This is a genomic window from Rhodoferax sp. ZS1R8 (assembly GCF_056521325.1).
This window is the reverse complement of sequence record NZ_JBWMBA010000001.1, coordinates 838,577-857,516: the sequence shown is the minus strand read 5'-3', so window position 1 is coordinate 857,516 and position 18,940 is coordinate 838,577. Positions and strand designations below refer to the sequence as shown.

General features: G+C 62.0%; 22 protein-coding genes. 11 read left to right on the top strand and 11 right to left on the bottom strand.

Annotation, left to right across the window (positions count from 1 at the left end):
• Positions 1-22: 22 nt before the first annotated feature.
• The 4 genes from AC097P_RS04055 to AC097P_RS04040 are packed head-to-tail and all read left to right on the top strand — an operon-like array spanning position 23 to position 3,055.
• Positions 23-1,024: a KpsF/GutQ family sugar-phosphate isomerase gene (locus tag AC097P_RS04055; protein WP_479609074.1), complete on the top strand. Its 1,002-nt coding sequence runs from the start codon at positions 23-25 to the stop codon at positions 1,022-1,024.
• Entirely contained in the window at positions 1,021-1,647 is a 627-nt protein-coding gene (locus AC097P_RS04050; protein WP_479609073.1) for a KdsC family phosphatase, read from the top strand. Before AC097P_RS04055 ends, AC097P_RS04050 begins: the two co-directional genes overlap by 4 nt.
• On the top strand, positions 1,644-2,258 hold the full coding sequence (gene lptC, locus AC097P_RS04045; protein WP_479609072.1) for an LPS export ABC transporter periplasmic protein LptC: 615 nt from the start codon (positions 1,644-1,646) through the stop codon (positions 2,256-2,258). The genes AC097P_RS04050 and lptC overlap by 4 nt, the downstream gene beginning before the upstream one ends.
• A gap of 20 nt (positions 2,259-2,278) precedes the next feature.
• Positions 2,279-3,055: an SDR family oxidoreductase gene (locus AC097P_RS04040; protein ID WP_479609071.1), complete on the top strand. Its 777-nt coding sequence runs from the start codon at positions 2,279-2,281 to the stop codon at positions 3,053-3,055.
• Positions 3,056-3,127: 72 nt separating this feature from the next.
• Here the strand turns inward: AC097P_RS04040 and AC097P_RS04035 are convergent, their stop codons facing one another.
• The 3 genes from AC097P_RS04035 to AC097P_RS04025 all read right to left on the bottom strand — a co-directional run bounded on the left by AC097P_RS04035 (position 3,128) and on the right by AC097P_RS04025 (position 4,577).
• A complete protein-coding gene (locus AC097P_RS04035; RefSeq protein WP_479609070.1) occupies positions 3,128-3,562 on the bottom strand; it encodes an RNA recognition motif domain-containing protein in 435 nt (144 codons plus the stop codon).
• Positions 3,563-3,783: 221 nt separating this feature from the next.
• The gene (locus AC097P_RS04030; protein ID WP_479609069.1) at positions 3,784-4,005 is read right to left on the bottom strand and encodes a zf-HC2 domain-containing protein; all 222 of its coding nucleotides are present in this window, start codon (positions 4,003-4,005) and stop codon (positions 3,784-3,786) included.
• On the bottom strand, positions 4,005-4,577 hold the full coding sequence (locus AC097P_RS04025; protein ID WP_479609068.1) for a sigma-70 family RNA polymerase sigma factor: 573 nt from the start codon (positions 4,575-4,577) through the stop codon (positions 4,005-4,007). Before AC097P_RS04025 ends, AC097P_RS04030 begins: the two co-directional genes overlap by 1 nt.
• 130 nt (positions 4,578-4,707) lie before the next feature.
• Between AC097P_RS04025 and AC097P_RS04020 the strand changes: the two genes are divergently transcribed.
• The 4 genes from AC097P_RS04020 to AC097P_RS04005 are packed head-to-tail and all read left to right on the top strand — an operon-like array spanning position 4,708 to position 8,814.
• The gene (locus AC097P_RS04020) at positions 4,708-4,977 is read left to right on the top strand and encodes a BufA1 family periplasmic bufferin-type metallophore (RefSeq protein WP_479609067.1); all 270 of its coding nucleotides are present in this window, start codon (positions 4,708-4,710) and stop codon (positions 4,975-4,977) included.
• A 23-nt stretch (positions 4,978-5,000) separates the two neighbouring features.
• On the top strand, positions 5,001-5,879 hold the full coding sequence (bufB, locus tag AC097P_RS04015) for an MNIO family bufferin maturase (protein WP_479609066.1): 879 nt from the start codon (positions 5,001-5,003) through the stop codon (positions 5,877-5,879).
• On the top strand, positions 5,876-6,646 hold the full coding sequence (locus AC097P_RS04010; RefSeq protein WP_479609065.1) for an HvfC/BufC family peptide modification chaperone: 771 nt from the start codon (positions 5,876-5,878) through the stop codon (positions 6,644-6,646). The genes bufB and AC097P_RS04010 overlap by 4 nt, the downstream gene beginning before the upstream one ends.
• Positions 6,643-8,814, top strand: coding sequence for a putative bifunctional diguanylate cyclase/phosphodiesterase (locus tag AC097P_RS04005; protein ID WP_479609064.1), 2,172 nt, complete (start codon positions 6,643-6,645; stop codon positions 8,812-8,814). Before AC097P_RS04010 ends, AC097P_RS04005 begins: the two co-directional genes overlap by 4 nt.
• A gap of 44 nt (positions 8,815-8,858) precedes the next feature.
• Here AC097P_RS04005 and AC097P_RS04000 read toward each other — a convergent pair whose 3' ends face one another.
• From AC097P_RS04000 to AC097P_RS03970, 7 genes are all read right to left on the bottom strand, one after another.
• Positions 8,859-9,464 (bottom strand): GNAT family N-acetyltransferase, encoded by a 606-nt coding sequence (locus tag AC097P_RS04000; RefSeq protein ID WP_479609063.1) that lies wholly within the window; start codon positions 9,462-9,464, stop codon positions 8,859-8,861.
• Between the two features lie 19 nt (positions 9,465-9,483).
• Complete coding sequence (locus AC097P_RS03995; RefSeq protein WP_479609062.1) at positions 9,484-9,681, bottom strand: hypothetical protein; 198 nt, start codon at positions 9,679-9,681, stop codon at positions 9,484-9,486.
• A 53-nt stretch (positions 9,682-9,734) separates the two neighbouring features.
• On the bottom strand, positions 9,735-10,343 hold the full coding sequence (gene gstA / locus AC097P_RS03990; RefSeq protein WP_479609061.1) for a glutathione transferase GstA: 609 nt from the start codon (positions 10,341-10,343) through the stop codon (positions 9,735-9,737).
• A gap of 346 nt (positions 10,344-10,689) precedes the next feature.
• Positions 10,690-12,309 carry a GMC family oxidoreductase N-terminal domain-containing protein gene (locus AC097P_RS03985; protein WP_479609060.1) on the bottom strand — a complete coding sequence of 540 codons (1,620 nt, stop codon included), beginning with the start codon at positions 12,307-12,309 and terminating at the stop codon, positions 10,690-10,692.
• 108 nt (positions 12,310-12,417) lie between these two features.
• Positions 12,418-12,948 carry a hypothetical protein gene (locus tag AC097P_RS03980; protein ID WP_479609059.1) on the bottom strand — a complete coding sequence of 177 codons (531 nt, stop codon included), beginning with the start codon at positions 12,946-12,948 and terminating at the stop codon, positions 12,418-12,420.
• A gap of 25 nt (positions 12,949-12,973) precedes the next feature.
• Positions 12,974-14,416, bottom strand: a complete 1,443-nt coding sequence (locus AC097P_RS03975; protein ID WP_479609058.1) for a coniferyl aldehyde dehydrogenase — start codon at positions 14,414-14,416, stop codon at positions 12,974-12,976.
• Positions 14,417-14,492: 76 nt separating this feature from the next.
• A complete protein-coding gene (locus AC097P_RS03970; RefSeq protein WP_479609057.1) occupies positions 14,493-15,251 on the bottom strand; it encodes a class II aldolase/adducin family protein in 759 nt (252 codons plus the stop codon).
• Positions 15,252-15,350: 99 nt separating this feature from the next.
• Between AC097P_RS03970 and AC097P_RS03965 the strand changes: the two genes are divergently transcribed.
• The 3 genes from AC097P_RS03965 (at position 15,351) to AC097P_RS03955 (ending at position 17,894) form a co-directional block, all read left to right on the top strand.
• Positions 15,351-16,046, top strand: a complete 696-nt coding sequence (locus AC097P_RS03965) for a Crp/Fnr family transcriptional regulator (protein WP_479609056.1) — start codon at positions 15,351-15,353, stop codon at positions 16,044-16,046.
• 223 nt (positions 16,047-16,269) lie between these two features.
• Positions 16,270-17,010: a sterol desaturase family protein gene (locus AC097P_RS03960; protein WP_479609055.1), complete on the top strand. Its 741-nt coding sequence runs from the start codon at positions 16,270-16,272 to the stop codon at positions 17,008-17,010.
• A 215-nt stretch (positions 17,011-17,225) separates the two neighbouring features.
• Positions 17,226-17,894, top strand: a complete 669-nt coding sequence (locus AC097P_RS03955; RefSeq protein WP_479609054.1) for a hypothetical protein — start codon at positions 17,226-17,228, stop codon at positions 17,892-17,894.
• Between the two features lie 229 nt (positions 17,895-18,123).
• Here the strand turns inward: AC097P_RS03955 and AC097P_RS03950 are convergent, their stop codons facing one another.
• Positions 18,124-18,708, bottom strand: coding sequence for an NADPH-dependent FMN reductase (locus AC097P_RS03950; RefSeq protein ID WP_479609053.1), 585 nt, complete (start codon positions 18,706-18,708; stop codon positions 18,124-18,126).
• Positions 18,709-18,940: the final 232 nt, after the last annotated feature.

Sequence of the window (18,940 nt, the reverse complement as noted above, 5' to 3'; positions counted from 1 at the left end):
TGCGCGTCTATAAAATGCCTGCATGACCGAACCCGCCAAGCGCCACAACGCCGCCTCAGCCGACCGAGCGATTGCGCTGGCGCATGAGACCTTCGACATCGAGGCCGCCGCTGTGTTGGGTCTTAAGAGCCGGGTGGGTCCATCCTTTGCGCAGGCCGTGGAGCTGATTCTGTCGGTCAAGGGCCGCGTCGTGGTGATGGGCATGGGCAAGAGCGGGCACATCGGTCGCAAGATCGCAGCGACGCTGGCATCGACCGGAACGCCCGCCATGTTCGTTCACCCGGCCGAGGCCAGCCATGGCGACCTGGGCATGATCACCGCCGTGGATCTGGTGCTGATGATCTCCTATCGGGGCGAATCGGACGAGATAGCGGCTATCCTGCCGGCGCTCAAACGCCTGGGTGCGCCGATTGTTGCCATGACCCGCGGGCAGGACTCCACACTGGCCCAGCACGCCGATGTTTGGCTGGACAGCGCGGTCGACAAGGAGGCCTGTCCGCTGAATCTGGCACCCACCGCAAGCACTACAGCCCAACTTGCGCTGGGCGATGCATTGGCCGTAGCCCTGCTGGATGCGCGCGGCTTTCGGGCTGAAGACTTTGCGCGTTCCCACCCCGGTGGGGCACTTGGCCGCAAGCTGCTGACCCATGTCAGCGACGTGATGCGTTCTGGTGATGCGGTGGCAAGTGTGCCGCCCAATGCCAATTTCAGTGCCCTGATGCGCGAGATGAGTGCCAAGGGCTTGGGTGCGACTGCGGTTGTTGGTGCAGACAACCACGTAGTGGGTATTTTTACCGATGGCGATTTACGCCGCCTGGTGGAGCAGGGGATAGATTTGCGGGCGAAGACGGCGCAGGACGTGATGCACCGTTCACCCTACACCGTAGGTCCTCAAGCCTTGGCCGTGGATGCTGCCGAGATCATGGAGGCCAAGCGGGTTACCTTGTTGCTGGTTGTGGATGCCGATGGATGCCTATGCGGCGCGCTCAACAGCAACGACCTGATGCGGGCGAAGGTCATATGACAAGCCCCCAAGCTTCGCTACAGACTGAGCCATTGCCCACCGAAGGCGCCTTCACGCCCAAACTGGGCCTGCCGGCGCTTGCGCCTGCCTTGCATTTCGATCCGGCCTTGTTGCTCAAGGCCCAAGGTATCAAAGTGGCGTTTTTCGACGTGGACGGTGTGCTGACTGATGGCGGCCTGCTGTTTTCTGAAGCTGGCGAAACCCTGAAGTGCTTCAACACGCTGGATGGCCACGGTGTCAAACTGCTGCAACAGGGTGGCATCACGCCGGTGGTGATCACCGGGCGCGACTCCAAGCCGCTGCGCGTGCGTCTGCAGGCGCTGGGCGTGCAGCATGCCTACTACGGTACCGAAGACAAACAACCTGCAGCTGAGCAAACCCTGGCCGCCATGGGGCTCGACTGGAGCCAGGCCGCCGCGATGGGCGACGACTGGCCCGATTTGCCCGTCATGCGCCGCAGTGCGTTTGCTTGCGCCCCTGCCAACGCGCATCGGGAGGTGCTGGCTGTGGCGCACTATGTGACGGCCAACCGCGGCGGTGACGGTGCCGCGCGCGAGTTTTGCGACCTGCTGCTCGTTGCCAGTGGTCGCTATGTGGATTTGCTGGAGCGGTACGCGCAATGATGCAAGTGTTGCGCGACGCGTGGGACAAGTCCTTGCTGTACTTTCCGCTGGTGTCCATGGGCTTTTTGGCGCTCGGCACCTACTGGCTGGTGCGCAGCACGCCGCCGACCAGCGGCCCGGCGGTGGCACGCGCGGTTAAGCACGAGCCCGATTACTTCATGGAAAACTTTTCGGTGCGTACCTTCGATGGGCTGGGTCGCGTCCGCACCGAAATGTGGGGCGCCAAGGCGCGCCATTACCCCGACACCCAATGGCTGGAAGTGGACAATATCCGCGTCCGTTCTGTGGACGAACAGGGGCGGGTTACCACCGCTACGGCACAGCGCGGGCTGACCAATGAGGACTCTTCCGAACTTCAGTTGACGGGTGGCGCGGTTGTGGTGCGCGAGGGCGATGCCAGTCAGCCAGGCAACACGGCTCCGCGCATGGAGTACCGGGGCGAGTTTTTGCACGCCTTTTTGCACACGGAACGCATTCGATCCCACCTGCCGGTGGAGTTTTTGCGGGGTAGCGACCGGTTTTCTGCCGATCGCATGGATTTTGACAATGTGGAGCAGATACTGCAGTTGACTGGGCGCGTCCGAGCCACCATTGCGCCTGCAGCGAAATAACGATACCCAGGAGGCCATCCGTGTCCCAACTGCTTTTTGTCACCGGTGCATCCAGCGGTATCGGCCAAGCCCTGGCCTGGCGCTACTACCAGGCGGGCTATTCGCTTGCGCTGGTGGCGCGGCGCACCGAAGAGATGCAAGCCTGGGCGGTCAAGCAGGGGCTGGAGCCCGCGCGTTATCGCATCTACGGTGCCGACGTAGCCGTTGTGGAGAGCATTGTGGCGGCTAGCGAGCAGTGCTTGCAGCAGCAGGGCGTGCCCGACGTGGTGATTGCCAATGCCGGCGTCAGCATCGGGATGGACAGTGCGGTGCGGGGTGACTTGGATGTGATGGCGCGTACCTTCGCCATCAACAACGTGGGTCTGGCGGCTACCTTCCATGCATTTATCGATCCCATGCTGCGCCGTGGCTCGGGCGCGCTGGTCGGCATCGGCAGTGTGGCGGCAATCCGTGGCCTACCTGGCCACGGAGCCTATTGCGCCAGCAAGGCGGCGGTCGTTGCGTATTGTGAAAGCCTGCGCGGCGAGTTGCGCGGTAGCGGCGTTCAGGTCGTGACGATCAGTCCCGGCTATATCGACACACCTTTGACGCAGCACAACCGGTATTCAATGCCATTTTTGATGCCGGCCGAGGTGTTTGCCGACAAGGCCTTTGACACCATCGCCGCCGGCGACAGCTACCGCGTGATTCCTTGGCAAATGGGGGTGGTGGCCAAATCTTTGCGCCTGTTGCCCAACTGGCTGTACGACAAGGTCTTGTCGGGCCGGCCGCGCAAGAAACGCATTACCGAAGCTTGATCACTGCCGTGCAGGCAACAAAAAAGGGCCGTGAGGCCCTTTTTTGATTGGAGAGATTCTCCGGGTAGCTGCTTAGTAGCTGCTACGGCCACCGCCGTAACCACCACCACCGCCGCCGCCGCTACGGCCACCGCCGCCAGCGCCGCCGCCGTAACCACCACCACCGCCGCCACCGCTACGGCCACCACCGCCGCCGCCGTAACCACCGCCGCCACCGCCGCCACCAAAGCCGCCGCCGCCAGTGCGGGGAGGACGCGCTTCCATCGGACGCGCTTCGTTGACGACCAAACCACGGCCACCAAATTGTTGACCGTTCATGCCGCCGATAGCAGCTTGCGCTTCAGCATCGCTGCCCATTTCCACAAAGCCGAAGCCTTTGGAACGGCCAGTGTCACGTTCCATCATGACTTTGGCGCTGGAAACGGAACCGTAAGCTGCAAATGCTTGTTGCAAGTCTTCGTCACGGAAAGAATAGGGCAGGTTGCCCACGTAAAGTTTGTTGCCCATGTAAGGACTCCTCAAAATAACTCTCAAAACGCGATGGTGTCCAAACCCGCAATCAACAAACCAATGAAGACTTAAAGCAGACGCGAAACTGGTAAATCACCGCAAACCCGTATGCCGTTTTTTCGGCAATACCACACCATTATGCTGGCAATTCGGCAACTTGGCTAATTTTTATTTCAACCGCGCGTTGACGGTGTTTGCCGGTTCCTGTGGGATGCCTATCACGGTCGGGTAGTTTCATCCGAAGCGTCGTAGTTGCGCCATGCGCGTAAACCGTTGCGCATTGTCAACATCTGGCGTTCAAACCGGGGGCAAGCGGTGCACATGGCCATGTGCATGCGCAACGCCAGACGATCCGCCAGACCGAGGTGGCGGTCTTCACGGGCCACCACGAGGGCAGTGACTTCCTTGCAAGTTCTTTTGAGAGGGTAGGACGTCGACATCACGCGCTGGCTTTCTTGAACCAATGGAGCTCCAGGCACTCCCGCAACCGCAGGCGGGCCCGGTGCAATTGCACATACAGGTTGGTCGGAGTCAGCTGTAATTCCTTACAAATTTCCTCGCTGGAGAGCTCCAGCCACTCCCGCATCAGAAACAGCCGGCCCTGTGCGGCAGGCAGCTTTTCGGCGCAGGTCTCCAGAATCACGAAGAACTGCTGGCTGCTGGTCTGCTGCTCCGGATCGCCCCAATCGGCTGGTTGTTCGACGAAATGGCCGTCGGCCTTGAAGGCTATGGCCTCCAGCGGATCGGCCCTGCTGTCGTCATCGTCGTTGCCTTCCAGGCCGCTGACCTCGCGGTGGTGGTGGCGCAAGGCATCTACGACCTTGTGCTTCAAAATGCCCACCAGCCAGGTCTTGAGCTGCGACCGGTTGCCAAAAGACTGCGGCTTGGCCAGCGCGGCCAGCACCGTCTCCGAAACCGCGTCCTCGGCCCAGGTCTCGTTGCGCAATTGCAGGCGTGCGAACTTCAGCAGGTAGTCCCGCAGGGTAACGATCTGTTCTTCAAAACTGGTCATACGGTGATTTTTTTCTATAACCCTGTAAGAATGGTCACGTGCACCAGACTAATCCTTAACCAGCGACTTGGTGCATATGCGGCAAGCGCCCACTGGTTGAACTTTAACCTGTCACTCTAGGAGTTTCTAAATGACGCAACGTGCCATGATCGCTGCCACCGCAGCTGCTGTGATGTCCTTGTCGCTGGCTTCCATGCCCGCCGCCGCGCAAGACAAAGAGAAATGCTTTGGCGTTGCCAAGGCCGGCCAGAACGATTGTTCCAGCATCAACGGTGCCCACTCGTGCGCCGGCCAGTCCAAGGTCGATATGGACAAGGGTGAATGGAAATACGTGGCCAAGGGCACGTGCAAGGACATGAAGGGTCTATCCCTGGACGAAGCCAAGTCCGCGAAGAAGTAAATCGCCATTTCCGCAAGGCCAACGTGAGCGCGGTGGGCATAGGCTGGCGGCATCCGCATTATGCTGAGCTGCTGCAACGCCGGCCCGCGCTGGCCTTTCTCGAAGTTCACTCCGAGAATTTCTTTGCCCCCGGTGGTGCGGCCCTGGCCGTACTGGAGCAGGGGCGCAACCAATACCCGATCAGCCTGCATGGCGTGGGCTTGTCCTTAGGATCAGCCGCAGGTCTGGATGCCTGGCATCTGGACCAGTTGGCGCGCCTGGTAGAGCGCATAGACCCGGTACGTGTCAGCGACCACGCCTGCTTTGCACGGGGCAGTTTTCAAGACCAGGCGGTCCATGGTGCCGACCTGCTGCCCATTCCCTTCACGACCGAAGCGCTGGATGTGCTGTGCAGCCATGTGCAGCAGGTGCAAGACCGTTTGCAGCGCGTGTTCATGGTCGAAAATTTGTCGTCTTACCTTCGCTGGAACGTTCCCGATACCGAACGGGTCTGGACGGAAGCCGAGTTCCTGGCCACCCTGGCGCGGCGCACCGGCTGCCGGTTGCTGGTGGATGTCAACAACATCTACGTCAATGCGCTGAATGCGCACATCCGTTACGGCGAAGCGGCCGACCCCCTGCAAAGCTGCCGCGACTGGTTGGACGCGATTCCTGCCGACGTGGTGGGCGAGCTGCATGTGGCAGGCCATTGCCACGTCAGCGACGCCCACGGCGACATCGTCATCGACGACCATGGCAGCCGCGTCTGTGACGCCGTGTGGGCGTTGCATCGCCATGCGCTCGCGCGTTTTGGGGCGGACGTGCCCACGCTGATCGAATGGGACTCCGACGTGCCGACACTGGACGTGCTGCTGGACGAGGCCGAACATGCCCGCGCACAAGCTGTGGGAGCAAGGACGTGAACAGCCTGGCCCAGCAACAGCAGCTTTTACTAAACGCCCTGCTGGCCTGGCCGGCAGGAGACGCTATCAAAACGCTAGCTGCTTACGCACATGATCCGGGGGCTAGAGGCCTAAAGGTCTACCAAGCCAACGGCCACGCGCTGGCCCACAGTGCGCTGCAAGCGGCTTACCCTGTGGTGGCACAACTGATCGGTGACGCGGGTTTTGCCGACCTGGCCCGCGCGCTGTGGCACGCACAGCCGCCCGTGCGTGGCGATGTCGCCCAATGGGGTGATGACCTGGCCGGTTTTCTGGAAACGAGCGCGCAGCTGCAGGACGAGCCGTATCTGGCCGATGTGGCGCGCGTCGAATGGGCGCTGCACGTTTGCGCGGGTGCGCCTGATGCTGAGCCCGATCTCACCACCTTGACCCTGCTGACCACCCACGCACCCGAACACCTGCAATTGCGCCTCGCCCCGGGCAGCGCCGTGCTGCGCAGCAGCTGGCCAGTAGCCAGCATTGTGGGTGCGCACCTGGATGGCAGCCCCAGCCTCCAGGAGGCCGGCGTCCAACTGCGCCGCGGCGAAGCCCAAGATGCAGTCGTGTGGCGCGCTGGCTTGCGCCCGCGGGTGCGGCTGGCGCTGGCGGGCGAGGGAGATAGTTTGGACGTATTGTTACAGGGCGGGTCCCTGGCGCAGGCACTCGATGCCGCGCCACAGCTGGATTTTGGCCAATGGTTGCCCCTGGCAGTGCAGACCGGGCTGGTCATGGCGGTGCTGCAGCCATGAAGCCCCATACACCCGCGCAGGCCGAACCAACTGACGCGGTGCCCCAGCGCGGCTGGTCAGGCCTGTGGCCCCAGCGCATAGGCTGGCGCTTGGCCCTGGGCTTTGGCGTGCTGGTGGTGTTGATGCTGGTGGCTTTGGCACAGGCCACGTACCAGATCCGCAGCATCACCGGCTTCACCCAACGCTTTGCCACAGGCGATATGCAGCGCCTGCTACGGGTGCAGGCCCTCACGCTACAGACAGAGGGCGTGGGCAACGCGCTGATCCGCTTGATCAACGCACCGCGCGAAAACCGCGTGGCCGAATATGCCGATGTGGACGAGCGCAACCGCCGTATCGACGGCATTGTCGAGTCGCTGGCCAATGATTTGCACGATGATGACCAGGCACAAAACCTCAGGCGTCTGGTGGAGTGCCGGGCTGCGTATGCCGAAGCCTTTATTGACACGGCCGATCAGATCGAGGCAGGCAACCTCGAAGGCGCCTGGCGCCTGTTGGACGAGCGGGTCACGCCGGCACTCAAGACTATGCTGGTGGAGTCCAACACGCTGCTGCAGCGTGAACGCCAGCGCATCGAAACCCGGCTGGACGAAGCGCAGAAACTCTTTGACCAGGTTGCCATGTGGGTGGCTGGCCTGTCTGTGTTGGCAGTGGTACTGGCGGTGTGGCTGGGCGTGCGCACCACCCGCAGCGTGGTGGGGCCTTTGGCCAAACTGGAACGCGCGGCCCAGCGTATTGCCAGTGGAGACTACAGCCGCCACGTGCCCATGACCCGCACCGAGGAGGTAGACCGCGTTGGCCAGGCGCTGAACACGATGACCGATGCTGTAGCCCAGCGTGAACGCGACATTGCGCACTTGGCCTTCCACGACCCGCTGACCGGCTTGCCCAACCGCACCGCGCTGTTCAAACCTCTGTCGGACACCGACCAGCCCCCCAACTGTTTGGCATTGATGGACCTGGCCCGGCTCAAGGCCATCAACGAAACCCTGGGATACGGTACCGGCGACGCGTTGATCCAGCAAGCCGCGCTGCGTGCCAGTCTGGCGCTGCAGCAAGCTGCCGCGGACGGTTTGATTGGCCCGGGTCCCGTGGTGGCACGCCTGTCTGGGGGCAGCTTTGCTGCGACCTTTTGTGCGCCTGACCGTACCTCAGTGGAGACCCTGCGCGAGCACATAGAGCAGGCCATGGGCGCGCCGGTGCACTGCAGTGGCCACAGTGTGGACTTGGGATTGACCTATGGCCTGGCCGACTCCGGCGACCCATCGCCGGAGGGAGCGAAGGCGCTGCCGGTGGCCACGCTGCTGCGCAATGCCGAAGTGGCACTGCACAGCGCCAAGCGCGCCGCCATGGGCTATGCCTGGCACAGCGAGGCACAAGAGGCTGCGCGTCTGGGCCATCTGAGTTTGCTGTCGGATTTGCGCCTGGCCGTGGCTACGTCGCAGTTGCAGATGTGGCTGCAGCCCAAGTTTTCATTGGCCACCGGCCGGGCTGTGGGTGCAGAGGCCTTGGTGCGCTGGCAGCATCCCACGCGCGGTTTTGTGTCGCCTGCCGAATTCGTGCCTTTTGCCGAACAGGCCGGCTACATCACGATGGTGACGAACTGGATGCTGGCGGAAGCCTTGCGCACGCTGGCAGATTGGGCACCGACGCATCCCGAACTGAGCATTGCTGTCAATGTCAGCACACGCGACCTGCAGCACAAAGGGTTTGCCGACCGCGTGGCCCGCATGGTGGCGGCCAGCGGCGTGCCCGCCCAACGCCTGCGCCTGGAAATCACGGAGAGCGGTCTGATGGACGACCCGGCACACAGCGTGGCCTTGCTGCATGCGCTGCGCGAAATTGGCACACCGCTGTCGATTGACGACTTCGGCACCGGCTATTCGTCGCTGGCGTATCTGCAAAAACTGCCGGTCAGTGAACTGAAAATTGACCGCAGTTTCATCGACAAGCTCGACCAGTCGCCCGGCACGCAAAAGCTGGTGCGCGCCATGACCGAAATGGGCCACGGCCTGGACTTGATAGTGACCGCCGAGGGAGTGGAGACCGAGGCCGAGCGCGACGTCATCACCCGCCTGGGCTGTGATGTGATGCAGGGGTATCTGGCCAGCAGACCCTTGCATGGGGAGAAGCTGCAGGCCTGGTTTGGTGCGCTGCCGGCGCAGTAGCTTCGCTATAAATTTAGTAGCTGCTTACGCACGCTACACGAGGGCTAGCGGCTGATTTGATGTTCACGCCACTGCTGCGGCGCGATGCGGTGCAGGATATGGCGTTTGAGCGGTGAACCGTCGGGTACGCGGGGGTGGTCGAAGTCAGCACCCGCGTCGCGCACCATGCCTATGCGCTCCATGACACGGTGCGAGGGGCCGTTGGCCGGCACGGACATGGCCACCACCTGCGGCAGCTCCAACTGGGTGAAGGCGAAGTGCAGTGCGGCGGCCGCGCCTTCGGTAGCGTAGCCTTGGTGCCAGGCGGCGGGAGCCAGGCGCCAACCGATCTCCACGGCCGGCATCCATGGAGCTTCATAGGCCGGCAGGTTCAGGCCGACAAATCCGGCGAATGGATGAACGCCAGGCACCTCCATGGCCCACATGCCCCAGCCGCGTTGGGCAATGCTGGCGCGTATGCGGTCGGCCTCGCCCTGGGCCTCGGTGCGGGTCAGCACGCTGGGGAAGAAGCGGCGTACCTCGGGGTCGGCATTCATCGTGGCCCAGGCCTCACCGTCGCTGTCTTTCCACTGGCGCAGCAGCACGCGCGGCGTGCGCAGCTCCATCGGCGACGGGTAGGTGCGCAGTACCAGCGGGGCGGTTGTGTGCATGGACCGTGGGCTGCAGGGCTTAGCGCTTGGACTTGGAGCGGCTCTTGGCGGCTGACGATGTGGCCTTGCTCTTGGACGCGCCACTGGTCTTGGTGTTTTTCGCCGCGGACGACGTGGCCCTGCTCTTGCTGGCCCCGCTGGCATGCTTGGTGGCAGCAAAGCCGGGAGCGCTGAAAAATAGGGCGGATATGGCGGCAGCGATGGCCAGGCGTTTCATGGTGTTCTCCTGTTGTGGACTGCTGAAAATAGGATTGTGCGCGCAGCGCGTGCTTACTTCAACAGGCCTTCGGCAGTCATCGCGGCGACGACGGCGGGGCGGGCGGCTACGCGGGCGCGGTAGGCCAGCAGGTTGGCGTAGGACGACAGGTCCACTTCCACGCGCGGCGCCCAGTTGGTGACGGTGAACAGGTATCCGTCGGCCACCGTGAAGGTGTCGCCCATCAGGTATTGCTTGCCGGCCAGTTCACCGTCCACCCATTTCAAGCGATTTTGCAGCTTGGTGATGGCGCCTGCCTTGGTCTCGGCGGGCGTTGCGGGCGAGAACAGTGGCGAGAAGGTTTTGTGCAGTTCGGTGCCGATGAAGGTCAGCCACTCTTGCAGTTTGTAGCGTTCGTAGGTGCCGTTGGCGGGGGCCAGGTTCTTGGCGGGCACCTGGTCTGCGATGTACTGGACGATGGCGGGGCCTTCGTGCAGCGTGCGGCCATCGTCCAGCGTCAGGTAGGGCACGTAGCCCAGCGGGTTGATGGTGTAGTAGTCGGTGCCGTCGGGCAGCTGGTGGGTCTTGGTGGGGGCGGGGATGGCTTCGAAGCTCAGGCCGGCCTCGTACATGGCGATGTGGGGGGACAGGGAGCAGGCGCCGGGGGAGTAGTAGAGCTTCATGAGGCTTCCTTTTGTGGGGCTGTTGAATGGGAGCTAGATACTAACTGCCTAGCCCAATGTTTGCAGCGCTGGGGGTGTGCGCCCGCAGCAGGCCTTGCGCGACTGTTCTGCTCCGTGTCCCCCGGGCTTCGCCCTCCTCCTTTACCTGCGCAGAACAGCCACCCAAGACCTGCTGCTCGGTTTCCTGTCTTTCTGTCTGCGACGTACAGCTCAAACGGCGCTGTATCAGTCGGGTAGTGGGTTTTGCGCAGGTAAAGGAGGAGCCCGCACAGCGGGCGGGGGACACGGAGCAAAACCCGCTGCCCGACTGATACCCTCGTTCGATACCGCGTTCAGCACACAACCTCTAAGCCAGAGTGACGTCCTTGCCAGTCAAGCGTTTGGCCAGACCTTGGGCGAGGCGGTTCACATTGCCGTAGATCGACAGCTGCGGATTGGCACCGATGCTGGTGGGGAAGATGGAGCCGTCGTGGATGGACAGGTTCTCCAGCTGCCAGTGCACACCGTCCGGGCGGGTGACGCCGCGCTGCGCATCTGCTGCCAGGCCGCAGCCACCCATGACGTGGGCGCTGCCTATCTTGGTGATCAGTGGCTTCATCGGCAGTGCGTTGATGGCAGCTTTGGTCTCAAGCCAGGTGTTGGTGCCCTGACCCATTTCGTGGCCGGGGTAAACGGTTTTGGCGCCGGCTTCGAACTGGATCTCGGCCATGGCCAGCATGGAGCGGCGTGCGCCTTCCATCAGGTAGTCGGTCAGCGGGTAGTCCAAGAGCGGCTGGCCACTGCTGCGCAGCTCGACCTTGCCGCCGACAGCCTGGTCGTGGAAGCCGTCGCGCATCAGCGCCAGCATGACGTTGGCGTGGGGGTACTGGCGGAACAGGTCGGCCTGCTTCTGGCCAAAGCCGGGCAGGTTGGCGCCAAAGAACACGGGGTGCAGCGGCGCCACCTCCAGCTTGAAGCCTATCGGCCCGTCTATAGGCTGGGTATTGAGGTAATGGTCGGAGTAGATGGACTGGGGCGCGCCGTCCCAACCCGACACGGGGTTGGCCATGATGGCGGTGGTGATGGCCACCGGGTGCAGGAAGGTGCGGGTGCCCAGTTGCTTGTGTGGGTCTGGCGCCTTGGAGCGCAGCAGCAGGGCGGGGGAGTTGATGGAGCCGCCGGCCAACACATAGTGCTTTGCTACGATTTGTGTAGCTACACCATTAGGATTGGCGGGGGCTGCATTGGGTTTTACCGCAATGCAACTGAGGCTCTGGACACGCCCGTTGACTATCTCGAACTTCTCGGCCCGGGTCTCCACCAGCAGCGTGGCGCCGCCGTCCAGCGCGAACGGGATCGTGGTCACCAGCATGGACTGCTTGGCGTTGGTCGGGCAGCCCATGCCGCAGGAGCCTAAGTTGTAGCAGCCCTTGACGTTGCGCGGAATCACTTCGGCCTTGATGCCCAGCTTGGCAGCGCCGCGGCGCAGCAGCTCGTTGTTTTCGTTGGGCGAGGTTTCCCACGGCGCGATGTTGAGGCGTTCTTCGGCCTGCTTGAAGTAGGGCGCCAGCGCTTCGGGGTTGTAGTCGGTCAGGCCAAACTTTTCTTGCCAATACTTCAGCGTGCTGGGTGGCGTACGGAACGAGCTGGTCCAGTTGACGGTGGTGGTGCCACCGACGCTACGGCCTTGCAGGATGGTGATGCCCTTGTCCTTGGTCTGGCGGCCGGCGGCCTCCTGGTACAGCGACGCATAGGCTTCAGGCTCGCGCTGTTTGAAATCAGAGCTGCTCTTGAGCTGGCCTTCTTCGATGATGACGATTTTCAGACCGGCCTTGGTCAGCAGTTCGGCCGTAATGCCGGCGCCTGCGCCCGAGCCGATGATGGCCACGTCGCAGGTGATGCTGGCGGGCAGTGCACCGTGGGCGCCGCCCAGGACCTTCCAGCCACGGGCCAGGCCTTCTTTGATGGGATCTGGCAGGCTGCTCATGGCGTGCCTCCCGACGCGCTGCCTGTGGCGGAGGCTTGTGCCCCTCTGGAAGGCAATGGGTGAATGTGGACAAGGGCGGTCATGGGGGCGTTTCTCTTTGTTTTTTGTTCAGATGGCTCGGGGGCCGGGGTAGCCCAGTGCAGTCCAGGATTCCTGGCCGGAGAAATACGAGGCGCTGACGATGTCGTGCAGGGCCTGGTAGGCCTGCACACGCAGCGACACGCTGGATTCGCGCATGGCCTGGAAGGCGGCTGCTATCTCGGGCACGGTGGCGTCATGCCAGCCCGTTGCCAGACCCACCACGCCGCGGCGTCCGGCTGCGGTGCCCAGCAGGCCCAGCAGTTGCGACAGCTCGGCCTGCACATGCTCGGGCGTGCCGGCGATGAAGTTGTCGACGCGGTCCAGCAGCGCGTTGATCGCGATCTGGTTGGGGCCTGCTTCAGCTGGGAGGGTCCCGGCGAGTATGGTCTGGCCCGCGCGGGCAAAAATCAGCCGCGCGTCTTCGGTCAGCTTGCCGTTTTGCAGACCGGGCTGCATCAGCGCCACAGCGCCACCGGCCACGGCCAATACAACGGCAGAGGCAATCCCGAGTTTGAGCAAAGTTCTTCTTTGCAGGTGAGGAGGTCCGTAAGTGCTCATAAGTGAAGGTCCCTGTTTTTGTTTGTTATTTGGTGAGGAAATCAAGGTATTTGGTGGCGAACTTACCGTATGGCGGCCACAGGAATTTGATGGCGCTGAACGGCGCCTGGTAAAACACCGGCCGCATCTTGGAGAAGGTCACGAAACCTTCATACCCGTGGTAGTGGCCCATGCCGCTCTCGCCCACACCGCCAAACGGCATGTCGTGTTGTGCGGTGTGCAAGATGCCGTCGTTGACCGTGACGCCACCTGACATCACATGCGTGATCAGGTGCTGTATTTTTTTCTTGTTGTTGCTGAACGGGTAGAGCGCTAGCGGACGAGGACCGCTGTTGATGGTGGTGATGACGTCCTCGATATCGGTGTAGCCAATGACCGGCAGCACCGGGCCAAATATCTCGCGCGTGCGCAGCTCGCAATCGGCCGGCGCGTTCAGCACCACGTGCGGTGCGATCTTGCGCGTCTTCTTGTCCCAGGGCTTGCCGGGTACCAGCTGTACCAGTGTGGCGCCGCGGTCCTTGGCGTCTTGCAGCGCGTTGGTGATGCGGGTGAAGGATCGCTCGTCGATGATGGACGTGTAGTCCGGCGTGTCCAGCGTGGGGTAGCGTCCGCTGATAATGGTTTTTGCCATGTCGACGAAAGCGTTCACCTTGCCTTCGGGCACATACAGGTGGTCGACCGTGGTGCAGACCTGGCCGGCGTTGAAACACTTGCCAAACAGCAGGCGCTCGGCTGCCGTGCGCAGCGGAAAATCGTCCAGCACGATGCCAGGCGATTTGCCGCCCAGTTCCAGCGTCACCGGGCACAGGTTGGCGGCGGCGGCGGCCATCACCGAGCGGCCGGTTTGACCCGAGCCGGTGAAGATCAGGTGGTCAAACTTGAGCTTGGAAAACTCCACGCCCACGCCACCGGTCTCGTCAAAAAAAGCCAGCTTGTCGCGCGGGAAGTAGTCGGGGATTTTCTCCATCAGCAGCGCCGTGATGTGGCGCGAGTTCTCCGACATCTTGACCATGGAGCGGTTGCCCGCAGCAAAGGTACAGATCAGGCCGTTGAAGCTGGTCCAGATCGGGAAGTTCCACGGAATGATGGCACCCACCACGCCCAGCGGCTGGGGGATGACGCGGTTGGACGCACCCAGAAAATTCTTGATGTCGATGTGGCGGCTCTGCGGCTTCATCCACTGCTTCAGGTGTTTCAGCGTGTGGCCCACGCCGTCGATGATGCTGAAAATTTCTGCAAACAGCGATTCGTGGCGCGAGCGGTTGCCGTAGTCCTTGCTGATGGCGTCCAGGATCGCATCGCGGTGGTCGACGACGAAGGCCTTGAGCTTTAGCAGGTCGGCCTTGCGCTCGGCAAACGTTGGGTTGGGGTGGGCCAAGTAGGCTGCACGCTGCAGTGCGAGCGTGTCTTCGAGTTCGGCGCGGACGGCGTCCAGCGGGATTGCGGCGCGTAAGCTTTGTGCGGGCATGGGCTTGGTGCTCTCTGGCAAAAAATGGTTGTCGGTTGCTGTTGCGGCTTGCGGCCCTCTACGTGGCCGGGCGGCGTCAGGTCTTGTAGCTGGGGTCCAGTCGGTCGGCCTTGCGGATCAGCGCGGGCCAGGCAAAGGCGCCGCCCATGCCACCGGTCTGCACACGCATGGCTTCGGCCACACCCTTGACGATCAGCGGGTTGACCCGCGTGAGTTCACCACCGCCGGCCTGGGCCGCGATCTGGATCTGGCAGGTCGATTCAAACGTGTACATGGACAGGAAAGCATCAGCGATGGTCTTGCCCACGGTCAGCAGGCCATGGTTGCGCAGCATCAAAAAGTTGGCATTACCCAGGTCGGCCTGAAGGCGCGGCTTTTCCTCGTCGCGGAAGGCCACGCCTTCGTATTCGTGGTACGCCAGTGAGCCCAGCACAAAGGTGGACTGCTGGCTGATGGGCAAGATGCCGTCCTTCTGCGCGCTGACGGCCACGCCCGCGCGGGTATGGGTGTGCATGACACAACCGGCGTCTTCACGCACCTCGTGCACAGCGCTGTGGATCACAAAACCAGCCGGGTTGACCGGGAAGGGCGAGTCGATCAGCTTGTTGCACTGCTGGTCCACCTTGACCAGGCTGCTGGCGGTGATCTCGTCAAACATCAGCCCATAGGGGTTGATCAAAAAGTGGTGTTCGGGGCCAGGGATGCGCGCACTGATGTGGGTGAACACCAGGTCACTCCAGCCATAGGCGGCCACCAGGCGGTAGCAGGCCGCCAGATCGACGCGCAACTGCCATTCTTCAGGGCTGACCTGGTTTTGGAGCGAAGGAATGTGCATGGGCGAGGTCCTCGGGTATTGGTCTGCCACGTTAACCGGCTGACTGCCGTAAGACTGTTAAAAATCTTACAATTTAGGGTAATCACCGGGAAGAAATGGATGGCCGACTCAAAAGACGAATTGCTGGGAACTTTGTCAAGAAACCCCTGGTTTGGCGGGATGCCGCTGGCGGAGCGCAAGGCCATGCTGGCGGTGGCCGACACCGTGCCCGTGCGTTCCGGTGAAATGCTGTACCGCAAAGGTGATGCCACGGGCGGCTTCTTCTGCGTGGTGCAGGGCGCCGTCAAGGTGTCGACCCTGGGGGAAGACGGGCGCGAAGGCATTTTGTCGGTGATCGAGGCTGGCAACTGGTTTGGCGAGGCATTTCTAATAGACGGCCTACCGCGGCCCCACGATGCCACTGCCGTGGTAGCCAGTGTGGTACTGGTGATTCAGCCCCAAGCCTTCAAACGCCTGATGCAGCGTACCGCCTTTGCCCGAGCGATTGCGATGCTGTTGTGTGGCCGGGTGCGGGTGTTGTACGGCATGGTGGAAGACGCCATGTTGCGATCGACCCGCACACGCATCGCGCGACGTTTGCTGACTTTAGCTAGAGGCGATGCGACCATGGCCAGTGACGCGCGGGCCAGCGTGGCCGTGTCGCAGGAGGCGCTGGCGATGATGCTGGGGATTACACGGCAGACCTTGTCCAAGGAGCTGAAGGTGCTGGTGCGGGATGGGGTGTTGGGGCTGGGTTATGGGCGCATTGAGATTGTGTCCATGGTGGAGCTGGAATTGCGCGGGGCGCTGGCCTGAGAGGGCTGGCTGCGGTGTGACGTGCGGCCGCCTGGTCACAACACACCCCCAACCAGTATCGCGGATCGATACCCTGCCGCGCGTGCCCGGATACTGGATTGGAAGTTGCCGCGGCGCGTGGTTCCGGCTCCCTAGACTCGCTCCCACCTTCACCGGTGGTGGCCGCAGATGCGTTTTGCACAGCCAGTGCAATCGGTAGGCAACCCAGAAAGAACCCCCCATCATGCTGCCTACGATTTTTTTGGTTTTCGGCCTTTGTTTTGTTCTTGAGCAGGCGGTCCCCGGATGGAAGCTGCCCAAGGTGCGCACATGGCCCCTGCGCGTGCTCTTGATCAATGGAGTTCAGCTGTGCGTTGTGCTCCTTGCGGGCTTGACCTGGGAGCGTTGGCTGTCCTCGGCGTCCGTGTTTCATCTGTCGAATCACGTGCGGCCGTTGTGGGGGGGGATGATCGCCTACTTCATTGCGACGTTTGTTTTCTACTGGTGGCATCGCTGGAGGCACGAGCACAATTTCCTGTGGCGCGGATTTCACCAGATCCACCACAGCCCGCAGCGGCTGGAGGTCATCACATCGTTCTACAAGCATCCGTGCGAGATGGTGGTCAATTCCATCATCGGTAGTTTGCTGGTCTATGCCTTCCTGGGGCTGTCGTTTGAAGCGGGTGCCGTCTACACGCTGTGCACGGCGCTCGGTGAATTTTTCTACCACACGAATGTCAAGACACCGCGCTGGGTTGGCTTCTTCTTCCAGCGACCCGAGATGCACCGCATTCACCACCAGTATGGCCGCCACAAGAACAACTACGGAGACATCACCTGGTGGGACATGCTGTTCGGAACCTACGAGAACCCCAAGGAGTGGGTTCACAGGTGCGGCTTTGACGCGGCAAAGGAAGAGCAGCTGCTAGAGATGTTGGCGTACAAAGATGTACACGCGGGCGCCCATTCGGAGCGGTCAGAGTAGAGGTCGAGGTGGCGCATGTGGAGGCCGGGCTGACACGGCACGTTTTCAAATGCGCTTCACTATTCAGTCGGGTGGTGCCAAGTGACCGCAGTGCCGGCCATCCCGGTGCTTGCGTCGCCCCATCGCACCAATGTATCCGGCCCCGCATTTCTCTTTGTGCCTTGCGTGCGCGGCCTTTGTTTCTCACACAATTTCAACGTCGGGATTTTCAAGCCATGATTCGTCAAATTTCACTCGCCCTGTTGCTGACTCTGGGTTCAGCGTTCCACCCCGTGCTGGCGCAAAGCGCCAGTTTGTCGCCGAAGTATGGGTCCGTGCAAAAAAGCGAGCTGCAACGAGCTGCCGACGACAAGTTCATTGCAGCCATCGATGAACAGTACAAAGGGGACCGAAGTAAAGCATCTGTTGAGATCTCGAAGCGCGGATGGCAGTTGCTTCGTCAAGGCCATGTTCAGGATGCCATGCGTCGCTTCAGTCAGGCCTGGCTGATTGATCGCAACAACGGGGCAGCCCTTTGGGGAATGGCGGCCATTCAAGCGAATACCGAGGGAGCCACTGATGCATTAACGCTGTTTGCCGAGGCTGAGCGTTTGGTCGGTGATGACATCGATTTTGCGGTGGACCATGCAAAAGCCATCGGCATCATGGGTGCAGAAACCAAGGACAACGCGCTACTTCAAGACGCCTTGCGCCGGTTTGCACAGCTGTATCAGAAAGCTCCTCAGCATACTTTGAACCTACAGAACTGGGCTATCACACTGTTTTACACAGGAAACTTCGCCGAGTCATGGAAGAAGATTCAGCTGGCTGAGGCGACCCCTCGTCGCGCAGAGCTCGATCCAAATTTCATTTCTGCTCTCCAAAGCAAAATGCCACGCCCGTGAGTGCCCCGACTCCTCTCGAGAAGAACCCGGCGAGTGATTCATTTTCAAGGTGTCGTTAAATGGCGTGTTCATTGGGGACGGGTTGCTGGCCCTGTGCCACTACTCCTTCGCGATTGCTATCGGCTGAAGAAGCTGGGAGCAGGGGTGTCCGTTCAAGTTGATATCACGAGCGATATCAACTTGTCCTGGTTCTGGTTTGCCCGCTGGTCTACCGGACAGCAGGCCAAGCTCAAGCCCCCAGTCGCTCAGCCGCCCACAGCACCTGCTTCACCACCGCCAGCACGTTGTCCCGTTGTGCCGGCAGTTTCAGTTCACCGGTCGTTTCATCAAACGCATCCCCAGCGCGGCTCAGCGCAAACTGCTTGGGTGCGACCCAGCACTGGGCATTGGCCATCAGCGGGTTCAGGTGGCTCAGTGAACGCAGGCCGCCCAATGCGCCGTTGGAGGCGCTCATCAGGCCGACGATCTTGCCGCGCATGGAGCGGTCGCCGTCGGACCAGACGGGGTCGCCCTTGACGGGGCTGCTGATCCAGTCGATCGTGTTTTTCAGCAGGCCGGTGTAGGAGCCGTTGTACTCGGGCGAGCAGATGATCCAGGCGGGGTGGTCGTAGGCGATGGCCTTGAGGCGCATCACGTCGGCCGGCGTTCCGCGGGCTTCCAGGTCGGCGTTGTACAGCGGGACGTCGAAGTCGCTGAGTTCAATGTGTGTGACGTTCGCGCCTTCGGCACGCGCCATCGTGGCGGCGGCGTTGGCGAGGCGGCGGTTGAAGGAGAGTTGGCGGGTGCTGCCCGCGAAGACGAGTAGTTTGGTCATGGGTGGTATTGTCGCCAATTCAGTTGCGTGGGGGTCTTCGTCTCTCGCCCGCAACAGGCAAGGGGTGGGTGTTTTGCTCCGTGTCCCCCGGCCTTCGGCCTCCTCCTTAACCTGCGCAAAACACCCACCCCTTGCCCGTCGCTGGAGGTTGTTGGTGAAGGCGTGTTTGCAGTTTTCAGGGGCCGACTGATGCGTTACTACAGATCAGTTGGGCTGTGCGTTTTGCGGAGGT

What these genes read in the sequence shown, in the direction of transcription:
- AC097P_RS04055 (WP_479609074.1), top strand. Translation starts at nt 23, where the DNA reads ATGACCGAACCCGCCAAGCGCCACAACGCCGCCTCAGCCGACCGAGCG.
- AC097P_RS04050 (WP_479609073.1), top strand. Translation starts at nt 1,021, where the DNA reads ATGACAAGCCCCCAAGCTTCGCTACAGACTGAGCCATTGCCCACCGAA.
- lptC (WP_479609072.1), top strand. Translation starts at nt 1,644, where the DNA reads ATGATGCAAGTGTTGCGCGACGCGTGGGACAAGTCCTTGCTGTACTTT.
- AC097P_RS04035 (WP_479609070.1), bottom strand. Translation starts at nt 3,562, where the DNA reads ATGGGCAACAAACTTTACGTGGGCAACCTGCCCTATTCTTTCCGTGAC.
- AC097P_RS04030 (WP_479609069.1), bottom strand. Translation starts at nt 4,005, where the DNA reads ATGTCGACGTCCTACCCTCTCAAAAGAACTTGCAAGGAAGTCACTGCC.
- AC097P_RS04025 (WP_479609068.1), bottom strand. Translation starts at nt 4,577, where the DNA reads ATGACCAGTTTTGAAGAACAGATCGTTACCCTGCGGGACTACCTGCTG.
- AC097P_RS04020 (WP_479609067.1), top strand. Translation starts at nt 4,708, where the DNA reads ATGACGCAACGTGCCATGATCGCTGCCACCGCAGCTGCTGTGATGTCC.
- AC097P_RS04005 (WP_479609064.1), top strand. Translation starts at nt 6,643, where the DNA reads ATGAAGCCCCATACACCCGCGCAGGCCGAACCAACTGACGCGGTGCCC.
- AC097P_RS04000 (WP_479609063.1), bottom strand. Translation starts at nt 9,464, where the DNA reads ATGCACACAACCGCCCCGCTGGTACTGCGCACCTACCCGTCGCCGATG.
- AC097P_RS03995 (WP_479609062.1), bottom strand. Translation starts at nt 9,681, where the DNA reads ATGAAACGCCTGGCCATCGCTGCCGCCATATCCGCCCTATTTTTCAGC.
- gstA (WP_479609061.1), bottom strand. Translation starts at nt 10,343, where the DNA reads ATGAAGCTCTACTACTCCCCCGGCGCCTGCTCCCTGTCCCCCCACATC.
- AC097P_RS03985 (WP_479609060.1), bottom strand. Translation starts at nt 12,309, where the DNA reads ATGAGCAGCCTGCCAGATCCCATCAAAGAAGGCCTGGCCCGTGGCTGG.
- AC097P_RS03980 (WP_479609059.1), bottom strand. Translation starts at nt 12,948, where the DNA reads ATGAGCACTTACGGACCTCCTCACCTGCAAAGAAGAACTTTGCTCAAA.
- AC097P_RS03975 (WP_479609058.1), bottom strand. Translation starts at nt 14,416, where the DNA reads ATGCCCGCACAAAGCTTACGCGCCGCAATCCCGCTGGACGCCGTCCGC.
- AC097P_RS03970 (WP_479609057.1), bottom strand. Translation starts at nt 15,251, where the DNA reads ATGCACATTCCTTCGCTCCAAAACCAGGTCAGCCCTGAAGAATGGCAG.
- AC097P_RS03965 (WP_479609056.1), top strand. Translation starts at nt 15,351, where the DNA reads ATGGCCGACTCAAAAGACGAATTGCTGGGAACTTTGTCAAGAAACCCC.
- AC097P_RS03960 (WP_479609055.1), top strand. Translation starts at nt 16,270, where the DNA reads ATGCTGCCTACGATTTTTTTGGTTTTCGGCCTTTGTTTTGTTCTTGAG.
- AC097P_RS03955 (WP_479609054.1), top strand. Translation starts at nt 17,226, where the DNA reads ATGATTCGTCAAATTTCACTCGCCCTGTTGCTGACTCTGGGTTCAGCG.
- AC097P_RS03950 (WP_479609053.1), bottom strand. Translation starts at nt 18,708, where the DNA reads ATGACCAAACTACTCGTCTTCGCGGGCAGCACCCGCCAACTCTCCTTC.